8 protein-coding genes are annotated in these 15,694 nt (G+C 74.5%); 2 read left to right on the plus strand and 6 right to left on the minus strand.

Features of this window, described 5'->3' with window-relative positions; genetic code table 11:
• Positions 1–40 precede the first annotated feature (40 nt).
• The 6 genes from nudC to ACFWEG_RS18365 form a co-directional block, all read right to left on the minus strand.
• Positions 41–988: an NAD(+) diphosphatase gene (gene nudC / locus ACFWEG_RS18340; RefSeq protein WP_387216220.1), complete on the minus strand. Its 948-nt coding sequence runs from the start codon at positions 986–988 to the stop codon at positions 41–43.
• A gap of 59 nt (positions 989–1,047) precedes the next feature.
• Complete coding sequence (locus ACFWEG_RS18345) at positions 1,048–2,451, minus strand: dipeptidase (protein ID WP_387216222.1); 1,404 nt, start codon at positions 2,449–2,451, stop codon at positions 1,048–1,050.
• Between the two features lie 10 nt (positions 2,452–2,461).
• The gene (locus ACFWEG_RS18350; RefSeq protein WP_387216224.1) at positions 2,462–6,040 is read right to left on the minus strand and encodes a UvrD-helicase domain-containing protein; all 3,579 of its coding nucleotides are present in this window, start codon (positions 6,038–6,040) and stop codon (positions 2,462–2,464) included.
• Positions 6,041–6,139: 99 nt separating this feature from the next.
• Complete coding sequence (locus ACFWEG_RS18355) at positions 6,140–6,904, minus strand: hypothetical protein (protein ID WP_387216226.1); 765 nt, start codon at positions 6,902–6,904, stop codon at positions 6,140–6,142.
• Positions 6,905–7,005: 101 nt separating this feature from the next.
• Complete coding sequence (locus ACFWEG_RS18360; protein WP_387216228.1) at positions 7,006–10,464, minus strand: ATP-dependent helicase; 3,459 nt, start codon at positions 10,462–10,464, stop codon at positions 7,006–7,008.
• A gap of 177 nt (positions 10,465–10,641) precedes the next feature.
• Positions 10,642–11,031, minus strand: coding sequence for an MGMT family protein (locus ACFWEG_RS18365; RefSeq protein WP_387216230.1), 390 nt, complete (start codon positions 11,029–11,031; stop codon positions 10,642–10,644).
• Between the two features lie 194 nt (positions 11,032–11,225).
• Here ACFWEG_RS18365 and ACFWEG_RS18370 point away from each other — a divergent pair, with 194 nt between their 5' ends.
• Positions 11,226–14,048: a flippase-like domain-containing protein gene (locus ACFWEG_RS18370; RefSeq protein WP_387216232.1), complete on the plus strand. Its 2,823-nt coding sequence runs from the start codon at positions 11,226–11,228 to the stop codon at positions 14,046–14,048.
• 73 nt (positions 14,049–14,121) lie between these two features.
• The gene (locus ACFWEG_RS18375; protein ID WP_387216234.1) at positions 14,122–15,693 is read left to right on the plus strand and encodes an alpha/beta hydrolase; all 1,572 of its coding nucleotides are present in this window, start codon (positions 14,122–14,124) and stop codon (positions 15,691–15,693) included.
• The last annotated feature ends 1 nt before the right edge of the window (position 15,694 follow it).

Genomic DNA, 15,694 nt, shown 5'->3' on the forward strand with positions numbered 1-15,694 from the left:
TCCCTTACGAGGACGGCGCCCGAGGGCCCTGTGCGTGTGCCTAGGCCGCCGGTCGGGGCAGCGGCTTGCCGTACCAGAGCTCGACCAGGCGGGCTGCGATGGAGATGCCGGACGGGGGCAGGATCTCGCCGCTCTCGATCGCCGCGCGCAGGTCGTCGCGGGAGAACCAGCGGGCCTCCTCGATCTCCTCGCCGTCGACGGTGATGTCCGACGACGTGGCGCGGGCGAAGAAGCCGAGCATGAGGCTGGAGGGGAACGGCCAGGGCTGGCTGGCCACGTAGGAGACCTCGCCGACGGTGACACCGGCCTCCTCCCACACCTCGCGGCGCACCGACTGCTCGATGGACTCCCCCGGCTCGACGAACCCGGCGAGGGTCGAGAAGCGGCCCTCGGGCCAGTGCACCTGGCGGCCGAGGAGCGCCCGGTCCCGCTCGTCGGTGACCAGCATGATCACGGCCGGGTCGGTGCGCGGGTAGTGCTCCGCCCCGCAGGCCTGGCAGCGGCGGATGTGGCCGGCGGCCGCGATGACCGTCCGCTCGCCGCAGCGGGAGCAGAAGCGGTGCAGCCGCTGCCAGTTCTCCAGGGCGACGGCGTGCACCATGAGCGCGGTCTCGCGCGGCGAGAGCAGCAGCCCCGCCTCGCGCAGTCCGGCGGGGCGCGCGGACTGGTCGATGCGGCCGGGCAGGGTGTCCTTCTGGAGGGCGAACCAGCGCACGCCGTCCTCGTCGGTGCCGAGGAAGTAGCGGTGCTGCTCGGTGACCGGCGCCTCGAAGGACGGGGTGGTCACCAGGACGGTGCGGCCGTCGGCGCCCTCCGGCTCGTCGATGAGGACCTGGCCGCCGGAGACCACGAAGACCCGGGTCGACGGGTGGCTCCAGGCCGCCGCGAGCCAGGCCTCGTCGAGGCGGTGGTGGGCCTCGCGGTCGAGACCGCTGGGGGCGGTCAGACCGATGGGACGGTCCGCGGTGGCGTCGTCGAGTGTGGTCACGGGTGCTTCCAACTCCCCCTGGTGCTGGTGGACGGGGTGTGCGGTCGAGTGGTCGGACGTCAGCGGAGGGCGGCGGACAGCTCGTCCCAGAGATGGGCGGAGGCCTCGGCGCCCTTGAGGAGCAGCCCGAGCTCGACCTTCTCGTTCGGTGCGTGCCAGCCGTCGGAGGGGACGCTGATGCCCAGGAAGAGCACCGGGGCCTTCAGCACGTCCTGGAGGTCGGCCGCGGGACCGCTTCCGCCCTCGCGGGTGTAGCGGATCCGCTGGTCGAAGGCGCGCTCCATGGCGCGGGTGACGGCCCGCAGGGCGGGGTGGTCGAGCGGGGTGAGGCAGGGGCGGGTGGCGGCGCCGAAGACGATCTCCGCGCGGATGCCCGGCGGGACGTGCACCGCGGCCCAGTCGCGGACCAGCGTCTCCAGGCGGTCCGCGTCCTGCCCCGCGACCAGACGGAAGCTGAGCTTGAGGAACGCCGAGGCCGGCACGATCGTCTTGCTGCCGGGGCCCTGGTAGCCGCCGCCGATGCCGTTGACCTCGGCGGTGGGGCGGGCCCAGACGCGCTCCAGGGTGCTGTAGCCGGCCTCCCCGGCGGCGGCGTGCGAGTGGGCGGTCGCCAGCCAGCGGGACTCGTCGAAGGGCAGCTCGGCGAAGAGCGCGCGCTCGTGGTCGCCGAGGTCGGCGACGCCGTCGTAGAAGCCGGGGATCGCGACCCGCTCGTCGGCGTCGTGCAGGGCGGCGACCAGGCGGGCGGCGGCGGTGGCCGGGTTGGGCACCGCGCCGCCGAACGCGCCGGAGTGGATGTCCTGGTCGGGGCCGTACAGGGTGATCTCGCACTCGGCGAGGCCCCGCATCCCGGTGCAGACGGTGGGGGTGTCCTCGGACCACATGCCGGTGTCGGAGACGAGCACGGCGTCGGCCGCGAGCCGGTCCGCGCGGTCCTCGATCAGCGCCCGGAAGTGCGGCGAACCGGACTCCTCCTCGCCCTCGATCAGCAGCTTGAGGTGGACGGCGGGGGCGGTGCGACCGGTGGCGGCCAGGTGCGCGCGCACCCCCAGGGTGTGGAAGAACACCTGCCCCTTGTCGTCGGCCGCGCCTCGCGCGTACAGCCGGCCGTCCTCGGTGTGCGGCTCGAAGGGGTCGGTGCGCCAGCCGTCCTCGCGGGCGGCGGGCTGGACGTCGTGGTGGCCGTAGACCAGGACGGTGGGGGCCCCGGCGTCGTCCGTGGGCCACTCGGCGAAGACGGCGGGGGCGCCCGCGGTCTCCCAGACCTCGGCGACCGGGAAGCCGGTCTGCCGGAGGGTGGCGGCGAGCCAGTCGGCGCTGCGCCGTACGTCCCCGGCGTGCTCCGGCTGCGCGGAGACGGACGGGATGCGCAGCCAGTCGGCGAGCTCGGCGAGGAAGCCCTCGCGGTGGCTGTCGATGTACGCGCGTACGGTCTGGACGGCGCTGTCCGGGGTCTCGCTCATGCCGTCGAGCCTAACCGGCCGCGGGGTCCCGCTCGCCCGGCTCCCGGAGCAGGACCCGCTCCAGCTCGGGCCTGCCGGGCAGCGGTGTGGGGCGGATCACGGTGCCGCTGCGGACGTGCAGGAAGACGGCGGACACCGCCTCGGGCGGGATGCCCTGCCGCTCGGCCCAGGCGAGCCGGTAGACGGCGAGCTGCAGCGGGTCGGCGGTGCGCTGGTGGCCGGTCTTCCAGTCGACGATCTCGTACCGCGTCCCCTGGGGGCCCTGTTCGCGGTAGACGGCGTCGATCCGCCCCCTGATGACCCGTCCCGCGAGGGTGATCTGTACGGGCTCCTCGATCCGGTACGGGGTGCGGGTCGCGTACGGGGTGCGCTCGAAGGCCTCCTTCAGCGCTTCGAGGTCGCGCTCGTCGGCGATCTCGGCGTCGGTGCCGGGGAGGTCGTCCGGGGCGAGGAACGGCAGCGTGAGGGCCTCGCCGAAGCGGGTCTCCACCCAGGCGTGGAAGCGGGTGCCGCGGCGGGCGGCGGGCTGCGGGGGCTTGGGCATGGGCCGGGCCAGCTCGCGCGCGAACCCGGCGGGGTCGGCGGCGAGCCGCAGGAGCTGGGAGGCGGTGAGCGAGGACGGCACGGGGACGTCCCTGACGGCCGCGCGGGCGCGGCGCAGCTCGGCGGCGAGCGCGTCGAGGTCGCGGTCCCAGGAGTCGACCGCGCGGGCCTCCTCGGGGGTGAGGGCGGGACGCGGGGCGGCGGGGGCGTCGTCCCAGGGGTGCGGTCGGGCGGGGGCGGGGATCGCGGCGGCGGGGCGGTGGTCGCCGTCGGCCGGGTGGCCGCCCGCGGGGCCTACGGCTGCCGGTCCGCCGCCCGTCCGGCCGGCGTGGGAGGCATCGCCGTCGAACGGGTCGCTTTCGAACGGGTCGGCCTCGAAGAGGCCTCCAGGAGGGCCGTCGAGCGAACCGGCGAGCGGGTCGTCGAGCACGTCGTCGTCCGCGAACGGCCCTTCGTCGTCGAAGGGCGCGTCCTCGTACGTGTCGAAGGGGTCGTCCTCGGGCGGCGGGGGCCAGTCGGGGTCCTCGGCGTACGCGGGGTCGCCGGCGGGCGCGGCGGCGAGCACGTCCAGGTGGGCGCGGACGGTGGCGGCCGCGACGCGGCGGCGCTCCGTGGAGGCGGGGTCCAGGGGGAGCGGCCAGGCGTGGTCGGCCGCCGCGCCGAGGAGGGCCGGGTTCTCCGCGTCCTCCTCCGGCGGGTCCGCCCAGGCCTCGATCTCGCCGTGGCCGGCGGCGCAGTGGTCGTACAGGGCCTGGAGGAAGTCCGACGGGCCGCGCGGGCGCTTCTGGGCGGGCCCCCACCAGTGCCCGGTCCCGATGAGCAGCGAGCGCGGCCGGGTGAAGGTCACGTACCCGAGGCGCAGCTCCTCGGTGTGCTGGTGGTCCCTCATGTCCTCCTTGAAGGCCTTGAGGCCGCCCGGGTCCCAGGTGTCGACGTCCGGGAGCGTCGCCGCGTCGCCGCGCAGGGCGTGCGGCAGGACCTGGCCCTGGGCGGTCCAGGACTCGCGCCCGCGGGTACTGGGGAAGCCGGCGGCGACGAGCCCGGGGACGGCGACGACGTCCCACTCCAGGCCCTTGGACTTGTGGGCGGTGAGGACCTTGACGGTGTTCTCACCGCCCGGGAGGGAGGTGTCGAGGCCCTTCTCGTACTCCCGAGCGGTGCGCAGGAAGCCGAGGAAGGCGAGCAGGGAGACCTGCCCGTCGAGTGCGGCGAAGGAGGCGGCGGTGTCCAGGAAGGTGGACAGCGTCTCGCGGCGGCGGGCGGCGAGCGCGTGCGGGGACGCGGAGAGCTCGACCTCCAGGCCGGTGACGGCCAGGACCCGGTGCAGCACGTCCATGAGCGGGTCGGCGAGCGAGCGGCGCAGGTCGCGGAGTTCGGTGGCGAGGCGGGCGAACCGGACCCGCGCGGCGGCGGAGAACGGCAGCTCGTCGTCGCCGACGCCCTCGGCGTCGAGGAAGGTGTCCAGGGCGTCGGCCAGGGAGATCACCTCCGCCGGGTCGACGCCCTCGACCGCGTCGGCGAGCCGCTGGTCGGGGTCGTCGCTCGCGCCTCCGCGGTGCACGAGGAGCCGGGCGCGGCGGCCCAGCAGGGCGAGGTCGCGGGGGCCGATGCGCCAGCGCGGCCCGACGAGGAGACGGACCAGCGAGGCGTTCGCCCCGGGGTCCTGGAGGACCTCGCAGACGGCGACGAGGTCGGCGATCTCGGGAAGGTGCAGCAGACCGGAGAGTCCGACGACCTCCACGGGCACGTCCCGGGCGACGAGCGCGCCCTGGATCTCGGCGAAGTCGCCCGCGGTCCGGCAGAGCACGGCGATCTCGCCTGGCTCCTTGCCGGTGCGTACCAGGTGCGCGATCGAGTCCGCGATGTGGTCGATCTCCTCCTGGTGGGTGGCGAGCAGGGCGCACTTCACCAGGCCGTCGCGCTCGGCGCCGGGGGCGGGGCGCAGGGCCTCGACGCCCTCGTGCATCGCGCGGAGCGGGGTGGCCAGACCGTTGGCGAGGTCCAGGAGGCGGCCGCCGCTGCGGCGGTTCTCGCTGAGCGCCTGGCGGGCGGCGGGGCGGCCCTCGGCGTCGGCGAAGTGCTCGGGGAAGTCGTCGAGGTTGGCGACGGAGGCGCCGCGCCAGCCGTAGATGGCCTGGCAGGGGTCGCCGACGGCCGTGACGGGGTGGCCGGTGCCGTTCCCGAAGAGGCCGGCGAGCAGGACGCGCTGGGCGACGGAGGTGTCCTGGTACTCGTCGAGCAGGACGACGCGGAACTCGTCGCGCAGGATGCCGCCGACCTCGGGGCGGGTGCGGGCGAGCTCGGCGGACAGGGCGATCTGGTCGCCGAAGTCGAGCAGGTCCCGCTCGCGCTTCGCCGCGCGGTAGCGGGTGACCAGGTCGAGCAGTTCCAGGCGGGCGGCGGCGGCCTCGGGGACCTTGCGCAGGTCCGCGTTGGACAGCCGGGCCCCTTCGAGCCGGCGCAGCAGGGCCCGGTCGTAGGTCCGCAGGGCGGCGGGGTCCACCAGGTGCTCGCTGAGCTCCCCGTCGAGCGCGAGGACGTCGCTGACCAGGGTGGCGACGGACTTGGTGAGCGCCGGGTAGGGGCCGGGGGCCTCGCGCAGGACGCGGGCGGCGAGCTGGAACCGGGTGGCGTCGGCGAGGAGCCGCGCGCTGGGTTCGAGGCCGATGCGCAGGCCGTGGTCGGTGAGGAGCTGACCGGCGAAGGCGTGGTAGGTCGAGATGCGGGGCTCGCCGGGCGGGTTCGCCGGGTCGATCACCTCGGGGTCGGTGACGCCGGCCCTGACGAGCGCCTTGCGGACGCGCTCGGCCAGCTCGCCGGCCGCCTTGTTCGTGAACGTCAGCCCCAGGACCTGCTCGGGCGCGACCTGCCCGGTGCCGACCAGCCAGACGACGCGGGCGGCCATCACGGTCGTCTTCCCCGACCCGGCGCCGGCCACGATCACCTGCGGGGCGGGCGGCGCGGTGATGCACGCCGTCTGCTCCGGGGTGAAGGGGATCCCCAGGAGCTCCTTGAGCTGCCCGGGGTCCGTGAGGTGACTGGTCACCCCGGAAAGGCTAACGGGGACCACTGACAACCAGTGGCCCCCGAGGTCACACGGACGCCCTCGGACCGCACCCGTGCACGGCGAGGGGCCGGCGGCGGATCAGGCCGCGGAGGCCTCGCCCATGAGCAGCTTCTGCAGGTCGACGGTCTCGTCGGCCGGCGGAGCCTTGACCTCCAGCGGCTTGTCGTAGTCGCTCAGGGTCATCTCGCCGGGCTCGTCGCCGCCCTTGACGACGACCTTGAGGAGGTACGGCTTGCCCTCCTTGGCGACGTAGGCGGTGGAGGTCTCCTCGCCGTCCTTCTTGACCAGCGTGGCGACCGGCTCGCCGTCGACCTCGGTGTCCTCGCCCCGGGTGATCTTCCCGGAGCCGCCCTTGTCGGTGTCCTTGAGGATGTCGTCCAGGTCGCAGGCGCCGGCCATGCCCTCCTTGGACCCCTGCTCGTTCGGCACCTTCATCCAGCGGCCCTTGAGCATCTCGATCATCGCGTCGGACTCGGCGGCATCGCCGCCCTGCTGCTCGTTCTCGGCCTTCCAGAACGCCTCGTCGCCCTTGATGTACATGGAACCGTCGACGGAGACGACGGACCCCTGGGCGCCCTTGCTGCCGATGGTGCCCTCGCAGTCACCGGCCTTGCTCACCGCGAAGGTGAGGTCGGTCTTCTCGCCGTCCTCGGTGGTGGTGCCCTTGACCTTCAGGGAGTCCGCCGCCTTCGTCGCCTTCTCCGCGCGCTCGCTGATCTGCTTCGGCGTCAGGTCCTTGAACGGGTCGGCCGCCTCGTCGCCGCTGCCGCCGCACGCCGACAGGCCGAGCACGGCGGACGCGCACAGCGCCGTCGTGACGAGAAGCTTCCGGTTGAACGCCATCACAGTTCCTCTTTCACAGCTGATCCTTAACCGCCGTTTACGACACGTGATCGGGACCTATGGATGCGCTGTGAACAGGTGATCTGCCGCACACGGCGTGATCACTCGACGATCTGCTGCCCCTCCGGCTGCGCGCTGCACGAGGCCCTGAAGGAGCAGTGCCCGCAGTGCGTGCCGGTGCTCGGGGTGAACCGCTCGTCCAGGACACGGCCCGCCGCCGTCGCCAGCAGGTCGCCGACCCACTCCCCGGTGAGCGACTCCTGGCGCTGCACCTTGGGCAAGGTCTCTCCGCCCTCCTTCTTGGGCGCGGGCTGGCGGAGCTGGACGAGCTCCGCACCGGCGGCCTCCGGCCGTTCGCCGCCGAAGACGTCGTCGACGGCCCCCTCCTGGACGGCGAGCTGGTAGACGGCGAGCTGCGGGTGCCGTTCGACCTCCTTGGCGGTCGGCGCCGCCTTGCCGGTCTTGAAGTCGACGACATAGGCACGCCCTTGGGCGTCGGACTCGACGCGGTCCATGGAGCCGCGGACGCGCACCTCGTAGTCGCCTGCCTCCAGCGTCACGTCGAAGTCGTGCTCGGTGGCGACCGGGGTGCGGGCGCCGCGGTCCATGACGTGCCAGCGCAGGAAGCGCTCCAGGGCCGTGCGGGCGTTCTCCTTCTCCTGGGCGGACTTCCAGGGGGCGTCGAAGGCGAGCCCGTCCCAGACCGAGTCCAGGCGCTCCATCAGCACGTCGAGGTCGGCGGGCGTCTTGCCGGAGGCGACCTCGTCGGCGAGCACGTGGACGACGTTGCCGAACCCCTGGGCGGCGGTCGCGGGGGTGTCCGCCTTGACCTCGCGGCCGAGGAACCACTGCAGGGCGCACGTGTTGGCGAGCTGGTCGAGGGCGCTGCCGGAGAGCGCGACCGGCTTGGTGCGGTCCCGCAGCGGGACGGCGCTGTGCGTGGGCTCCTCCAGCCCCCACCAGCGGTCGGGGTGGGCGGCGGGCACCAGGGTGAGCCCCTCGTCGTCCCGCAGGGCCGCGAGCCGGGCGAGCCGGAGCGCGGCGGCCTCCCGCAGCGCGTCGGAGGCCCGGGGGTCGACGGTGGTGGCCCGGAGCTCGGCGACCAGCGCGGAGACCGCCAGCGGGCGGCGGGGGCGGCCGGTGACGTCCTTGGGCTCGACGCCCAGCTCGGTCAGGAATCGGGAGGGCTGGTCGCCGTCGTCGGCGGGCGCCTTGACCGCGGTGACGACCAGCCGCTCGCGGGCCCGGGTGGCGGCCACGTAGAACAGCCGGCGCTCCTCGGCGAGCAGCGCGCCGGGGCCGAGCGGCTCGGCGAGTCCGTCGCGGCCGATCCGGTCGGCCTCCAAGAGCGAGCCGCGCCGCCGCAGGTCGGGCCAGAGGCCCTCCTGGAGGCCGGCCACGACGACGAGCCGCCATTCGAGCCCCTTGGAGCGGTGCGCGGTCATCAGCCGGACGGCCTCGGGCCGCACGGCACGCCCGGCGAGGGTGTCGGCGGCGATGTCCTCGGCGTCCAGCTCGTCCAGGAAGTTCAGCGCGCCCCGGCCGCCGGAGCGCTCCTCCGCCCGGGCGGCCGTCGCGAACAGCGCGCACACGGCGTCCAGGTCGCGGTCGGCATTGCGGCCCGCCGCGCCGCCGCGCCGGGCGGAGCGCTCCAGGCGGCCGGGCCAGGTGGTGCCCTGCCACAGCTCCCAGAGGGCCTCCTCCGCGGTGCCGCCGCCCGCGAGCAGTCCGCGCGCCTTCGCGAGCAGGGCCCCCAGGCGCTGGGCGCCGCGCGCGTACGACGTCTCGTGGAGGGCGAGGCGCTCGGGCTCGGCGAGGGCCCGCGCGAGGAGTTCGTCGGACGGCGGCGGGACGCGGCTGCCGGCCGCGCGTTCCTCGTCGCGCAGGGCGCGGCCGAGCTTGCGCAGGTCGGCGGCGTCCATGCCGCCGAGCGGTGAGGACAGCAGGTCTATGGCGGTCTCGGTGGAGAGCCAGGACGGCGCCACGGGCCCCGGGTCGCCCGCCGGATCGCCCTCTTGGAACGCGCCCGCCGAACCGCCCTCCAGGAGCGCGTCCGCCGCGTCGCCCTCCTGGAACGCGCCCGCCGCGTCGTCCTCCAGGAGCGCGTTTTCCGCATCGCCCTCCTGGACCTCGTCCACCGCATCGCGCTCCTGGAGATCCCCCAGGGCGGCCGTCGCGACCGCCCGGAGCGCGGTGAGCAGGGGGGCGACGGCGGGCTCGTGGCGCAGCGGCAGGTCGTTGCCGTCGATCTCCAGGGGCACGCCCGCCGAGGTCAGCGCCCGGCGGACGGCCGGGATGGACCGGCCGCCCGCGCGGACGAGGACCGCCATCTCGCTCCAGGGGACGCCGTCCTCCAGGTGCGCGCGGCGCAGCAGGTCGGCGATGTTGTCCAGCTCCGTGCCGGCCGTGGGGTAGGTGTACGCCTCGACCCGGCCGCCGTCGCGGGTGGGGGTCAGCTCGCGGTGGGCGCGGACGGCGTCGGCGGGCAGCCGGGTGAGCGGCATCCGTCGGGTGAGCAGCCGGGTGGCCGCGAGCAGGTCGGCGCCGGAGCGCCGGGAGACGCCGAGGACGGCGAGCGGGGCGGGCCGGCCGTCCGCGCGGGGGAAGGTTTCGGGGAAGTCGAGGATGCCGTTCACGTCGGCGCCGCGGAAGGCGTAGATCGACTGGTCGGGGTCGCCGAACGCGACGAGGGTGCGCCCGCCGCCCGCGAGCGCCTGCAGGAGCCGCACCTGGGCCGGATCGGTGTCCTGGTACTCGTCGACGTACACGGCGTCGTAGCGGGCGCTCAGGGCCTCGGCGACCTCGGGCAGCCGGGCGAGCAGCACCGCGCGGTGGACGAGTTCCGCGTAGTCGAGCACCCCGCGGATGTCGAGGACGTCGAGGTACTCGGCGAGGAAGCCGGCGGCCGCCCCCCAGTCGGGGCGCCCGGTGCGGCGGGCGAACGCGCCCAGGGCCTCCGGGCCGAGCCCCAGCTCACGGCTGCGGGCGAGCACCGCGCGGACCTCGTCGGCGAAGCCGCGGGTGGTCAGGCAGGCGCGCAGCTCGTCCGGCCAGCGCACCGCCGCGCGCCGGGCGGCCGCGTCCCGGGCCTGCCCGGCGAGCAGCTCGCGCACGACGACGTCCTGCTCGGGGCCCGACATCAGCCGTAGCGGCTCCACGAACAGCTCGGCGTCCTGGTGGGCGCGGACCAGCGCGTAGCAGAACGAGTGGAACGTGGTCGCCTGCGGGCCGTGCGCCCCGCCGAGCCGGACGGCCATCCGGTCGCGCAGCTCGACGGCCGCCTTGCGGCTGAACGTGAGGACCAGGGTGCGGGCGGGGTCGGCGCCCCACTCCACCCGCCGCGCCACCGACTCCACCAGCGTCGTCGTCTTGCCCGTCCCCGGGCCGGCCAGGACGAGCAGCGGACCGCCGGTGTGGTCAACCACGGCGGTCTGATGTGCGTCCGGACGAGGGGGGTCCGCCGGACCCGGCGGGGTACGGACAAGACGGTACGCGCCCGAGCCCCGGGGCGGCACGGAAGCGGCGTGCGGCGCGTGCCGGGTGGAGAGGGAGGAACTCACGTGGATCGCCGGTCCTGGTCGGTGCTCGGTGCGGGATCGGATGTGCGGTGCGGAACCATGACGACGCTACGCCAGTCGACGCGTGGGACGCAGGCGGTCCCCCAGGTCGACCGGAGTCCCGCGCGTCCCGGTGGTCCCCGTGCGCGCCTCCGAGGGGTCGCGCACGGGCCGAGAGCGTCAGGTACGGGCCGCACCCGAGGCGCCGTCCCACCGCGCCCTGCGCATGTCGAGGCGCGGCAGGTCGCCCTCGGCGGCCCGGGAGGCCTCCTTGAGCGGCGTCCCCTCCGCGCGGTACGCGTCCAGGGCGCGCAGCTCGCCGCCGGGCAGCAGCTTCCCGTCGGCCCCCACCACGCGCCACCACGGCACCCCGCCGCCGTGCAGGGCCATCACCCGGCCGACCTGGCGCGGGCCGCCCTCCTCCAACCACTCGGCGACGTCGCCGTAGGTCATGACGCGGCCCGGCGGGATCAGCTCGGCGACCTCCAGGACGCGCTCGGCGTACGCCTCACGCCGCTCCCGCGCGTCGTCGCCGCCGCGTCCGCCGTCCCGCCCGTAGCCCTGCTCCATCCCGCCCATCCTGCCGCACCGGGCCTCCTCGGGAGCGCTCGCCGGAGCGGCCGCACATCCGGAAGAGCGCCCTCCGCGCGGTACACCCCCGCGGCACGCACCCTGCTGCTGCCCGGCACGGGCGGGACGTGCCACCATCGTGCGGGCGGTGACTGGTGATACGAGAACGCAAAGACACGACGGAAGAGCAGGACGTGCAGCCTGAGAAGGCCGAGGGCACCCCTGCCCCGCAGTCGCGCCCGGACGCCTCGGGCGCCCACCCGGACAACGGCGCGGGCGGCGGGGCCGTGGCGAAGGACACACCGGACACGTCCGAGGGCGCACCGGACACGTCCGAGGACACCGCGCGCGGCGGCAGCACCGCCGCCGACACCATCGGCCTCGAACACTTCGACCGCGACGAACCGCTGCTCTCCGCGCGCGTGCACCGCCCCTCCGACCTGGTGCGGTTCCTGATCGGGCTGCTCGGCATCGCGCTCCTGATCTTCGTCGCGACGTTCGCCCTGGGGACCACCTCGGGCCTCGAGAACGACATCAACAAGCAGACCGCGCAGGCCCCCGACCTGCTGATCAAGATCGCCGGCCTGGTCTCCAGCATCGCCGTCCTCCTGGTGCCGGTCGTCTTCGCGATCGAGCGGCTGATCAAGCGCGACGGGCTGCGGATCGCGGACGGCGTCCTGGCGGCCGTCCTGGCCCACGGGGTGACGCTCGCCGCCGACCTGTGGGTCTCCAAGGCGGCCTCCGACCAGGTACGGGACGCCCTGACCACCCCGCTCACCGGCGGCGGCCTCTCCGACCCCGTGCACGGCTACCTCGCCCCCGTCATCGCCTACATGACGGCCGTCGGCATGGCCCGCAGACCCCGGTGGCGGGTCGCGCTGTGGATGGTCCTGCTGCTCGACGCCTTCGCGATGCTCGTCGGCGCCTACACGACCCCGTTCGCGATCGTGCTGACGGTCCTGATCGGCTGGTCGGTCGCCTACGGCACGCTCTACGCCGTCGGCTCGCCCAATGTGCGGCCCACCGGCCAGTCGCTGCTCGCGCGCCTGAGGCACGTCGGTTTCCGCCCGGTGTCCGCGATGCGCGCGGAGGACCACCTGGCGGAGGAGACCGCCGAGGACGACCCCGCCGGCTCCTCCCCGACCCCGAGCGGCCGGCACGCGGACATGCACGACCGCGGCCGGCGCTACTTCGTCACCCTGGAGGACGGCCCTCCGCTCGACGTGACCGTCGTCGACCGCGAGCAGCAGGCGCACGGCTACTTCTACCGGCTCTGGCGGCGGGTCACCCTGCGCAGCATCGGCACCAGCCGCAGCCTGCAGTCGCTGCGCCAGGCCCTCGAACAGGAGGCGCTGCTCGCCTACGCGGCCATCGCCGCCGGCGCGAACGCCCCCAAGCTGATCGCCACCTCGGAGCTCGGCCCCGACGCCGTCATGCTCGTCTACGAGCACATCGGCGGCCGCTCCCTGGACGAGCTGTCCGAGGACGAGCTGACCGACGACCTGATGCGCAGCGCCTGGCGCCAGGTGCGCGCCCTGCAGTCGCGGCGGATCGCGCACCGGCGGCTCACCGGGCACGCGATCCTGGTGGATCGTTCCGGCAGGGTCGTGCTCACCGACCTCAGCAGCGGGGAGATCGCCGCCGGCGACCTCGTCCTGCGGATGGACATCGCCCAGCTGCTCACCACGCTCGGGCTACGGGTCGGCGCCGAGCGCTCGGTCGCCGTCGCGGTCGAGGTGCTCGGCCCGGACAAGGTCGCCGAGTGCCTGCCGCTGCTGCAACCGGTGGCGCTCAGCCGCTCCACCCGGGCCACCCTCCGGCAGCTCGCCCGCGAGCGGGCCGCACGGGAGCGGGAGGCGGTCCTGGAGGCCGCGGCGGCCGCCCGGCAGGCGAAGTCCGCCGAGCAGGGCCCCGACGCGCCCGTGGCGGGGCGGAAGGTACAGCGGGCCGAGAAGCAGGCGGAGAAGCAGTCCATAGAGGACGCGTTGGAGCAGGCGCGTGAGGAGGACCTGCTGACGCAGATCCGCGCCCAGGTGCTCCTGATCCGCCCCCAGGCGCCGATCGAGCCGGTCCGGCTGGAACGCATCAGACCGCGCACCCTGGTCAGCCTGATCGCGGGATCGATCGCCCTGTACCTGCTGTTCGTCCAGATCAGCGGCGTGCCCAACTGGGACACCGTCGTGAACGAGGCGAGCTGGGGATGGGTCGCCGCAGCCCTCGCCTTCTCGGCGCTCAGCTACATCGCCGCGGCCATGAGCCTCCTCGGCTTCGTTCCCGAACGCGTCGGCTTCTGGCGCACGGTCGTGGCACAGGTCGCCGGGTCCTTCGTGAAGATCGTCGCGCCGGCCGCGGTCGGCGGTGTGGCCCTGAACACCCGCTTCCTGCAGCGCTCCGGCGTACGACCGGGCCTCGCCGTGGCGAGTGTCGGTGCGTCCCAGCTCTTCGGCCTCGCCTGCCACATCGCGCTGCTGCTGGGCTTCGGCTACATCACCGGCACCGAGAAGACACCGAGTTTCGGTTCGCCCTCCCGGACGGTCATCGCGGGTCTGCTCACCGTCGCCGTCCTCGTGCTGGTCGTCACCGCGATCCCTTTCCTCCGGAAGTTCGTCTCCACCCGCGTGCGTTCGCTGTTCGCGGGGGTGATCCCACGAATGCTCGACGTCCTGCAGCGCCCGCAGCGGGTACTCACCGGCATCAGCGGCATGCTGCTGCTGACGATCCTCTTCGTCCTGTGCCTCGACGCGTCGGTCCGCGCCTTCGCGGGGCCGAACGTGGACATCAGCTACGCGAGCATCGCGGTCGTCTTCCTGGCGGGCAACGCGCTGGGGTCCGCGGCCCCGACCCCGGGCGGTGTCGGCGCGGTCGAGACCGCGCTCTTCGCCGGTCTGGTGTTCATGGGCCTGCCCGCGGAGGTGGCCACCCCCGCGGTGCTCCTCTACCGCGTCATGACCCTCTGGCTCCCCGTCCTCCCCGGCTGGCTCTGCTTCAACTACCTCACCCGCAAGGGCGCCCTCTAGGGACGGCGCCCCCGTACCCCTGGATGCCCGACCGGCCGTGCGCACCGCCCCGGCCCGCCGCAGGATGGCTGACATGCCGAAGCCGTCGCACGTCAGAGCCCTCTCCGCCGCCCTGCTGCTCACCCTGCCCCTGACGGGCTGCGGCGGCGGGGACGACAAGGCCGGCGGCAGGGAGGACGACGGCGGAGACCGCCCGGCCGACCTCGCCGCCCAGCAACTGGCGTGGAACGACTGCGAGGCCCCGGACGCCGCCCAGGGCGGCGGCTCGCCCCCGCCCGCCCTTCCCGGCGGCCAGAAGTGGCAGTGCGCGACCCTGAAGGTCCCCCTGGACCACGACGAGCCTGACGGCGACCTCATCGACCTGGCGCTCATCCGCGCCAAGGCCTCCCGGGCCAGCGGCCGGATCGGCTCCCTCGTCTTCAACTTCGGCGGCCCGGGCGGCTCCGGCGTCGCCACCCTCCCCGCGTTCGCCGAGGACTACGCGAACCTCCGCAAGCGCTACGACCTGGTGAGCTTCGACCCGCGTGGAGTGGGCCGGAGCGACCCCGTCCTCTGCTTCGACGACGAGCAGCTGAACCGCGCCTCCCAGGAGGACGACGGCACGCCCGACGACCAGAAGGAGCGCGACGCCCTCCTCAAGGGCACGAAGGACTTCAACGCCGCCTGCGAGAAGAACTCCGGGACCGTCCTCCCGCACGTCGCCACCACCGACGCCGCCCGCGATATGGACCTGCTGCGCCGCAACCTCGGCGACGACAAGCTGTACTACTTCGGCGTCAGCTACGGCACCGAACTCGGCGGGGTCTACGCGCACCTGTTCCCCGGAAAAGTCGGCCGCGCGGTCTTCGACGCCGTCGTGGACCCCACCGAGGACCTCCTCCAGGGGACGCTCGGCCAGGCGAAGGGCTTCCAGCTCGCCCTGGACAACTACGCGCGCGACTGCGTCACCCAGGAGGACGACTGCCCGGTCGGCGACTCCGAGCAGGACGTCCAGCGCCGCATCACCGCCCTCCTCGACGACCTCGACGCGAAGCCGCTGCCCGGCTCCGGCGGCCGGGTGCTCACCCAGACCGCAGCCACCGGCGGCATCGCCCAGGCGCTGTACTCCAAGGACTTCTGGCCGTACCTCACGCAGGGCCTGGAGGAGGCCTACGACGGCCAGGGAACCACCCTGCTCGCGCTGGCCGACTCCCTGGACGGCCGCCGCCCCGACGGCGGCTACAGCAACCTCGCCGCCGCCAACACCGCGATCAACTGCGCCGACGACAAGGCCCGTCCCACCGTGGGGGACGTGGAGGAGAACCTGCCGGCGTTCCGCAAGGCCTCCCCCGTCTTCGGCGACTACCTCGCCTGGTCGCTGATCGGCTGCCAGGACTGGGCGGTGCCCGGGGCGGCCGACCGCCCCGACGTCAGCGCGCCGGGCGCGGCCCCGGTCCTCGTCGTCGGCAACACCGGCGACCCGGCCACCCCCTACGCGGGCGCGCGCCGGATGGCCGAGGCGCTCGGCGAGGACGTCGGCGTGCAGATCACCTACCGCGGCGAGGGCCACGGCGCCTACGCGTCGGGCAGTTCCTGCGTGGACGGCGCGGTGGAGGACTACCTGCTCGACGGGAAGGTCCCGAAGGCCGGCACCGTCTGCTCGTGAG

Origin of the sequence: Streptomyces sp. NPDC060194, from assembly GCF_042728285.1 — a bacterium.
In the GTDB taxonomy this organism is placed as follows: domain Bacteria; phylum Actinomycetota; class Actinomycetes; order Streptomycetales; family Streptomycetaceae; genus Streptomyces.

Coding starts and splice junctions, on each gene's coding strand:
- ACFWEG_RS18365 (WP_387216230.1), bottom strand. CDS start 11,031: ATGGAGCAGGGCTACGGGCGGGACGGCGGACGCGGCGGCGACGACGCG.
- ACFWEG_RS18355 (WP_387216226.1), bottom strand. CDS start 6,904: ATGGCGTTCAACCGGAAGCTTCTCGTCACGACGGCGCTGTGCGCGTCC.
- ACFWEG_RS18375 (WP_387216234.1), top strand. CDS start 14,122: ATGCCGAAGCCGTCGCACGTCAGAGCCCTCTCCGCCGCCCTGCTGCTC.
- ACFWEG_RS18345 (WP_387216222.1), bottom strand. CDS start 2,451: ATGAGCGAGACCCCGGACAGCGCCGTCCAGACCGTACGCGCGTACATC.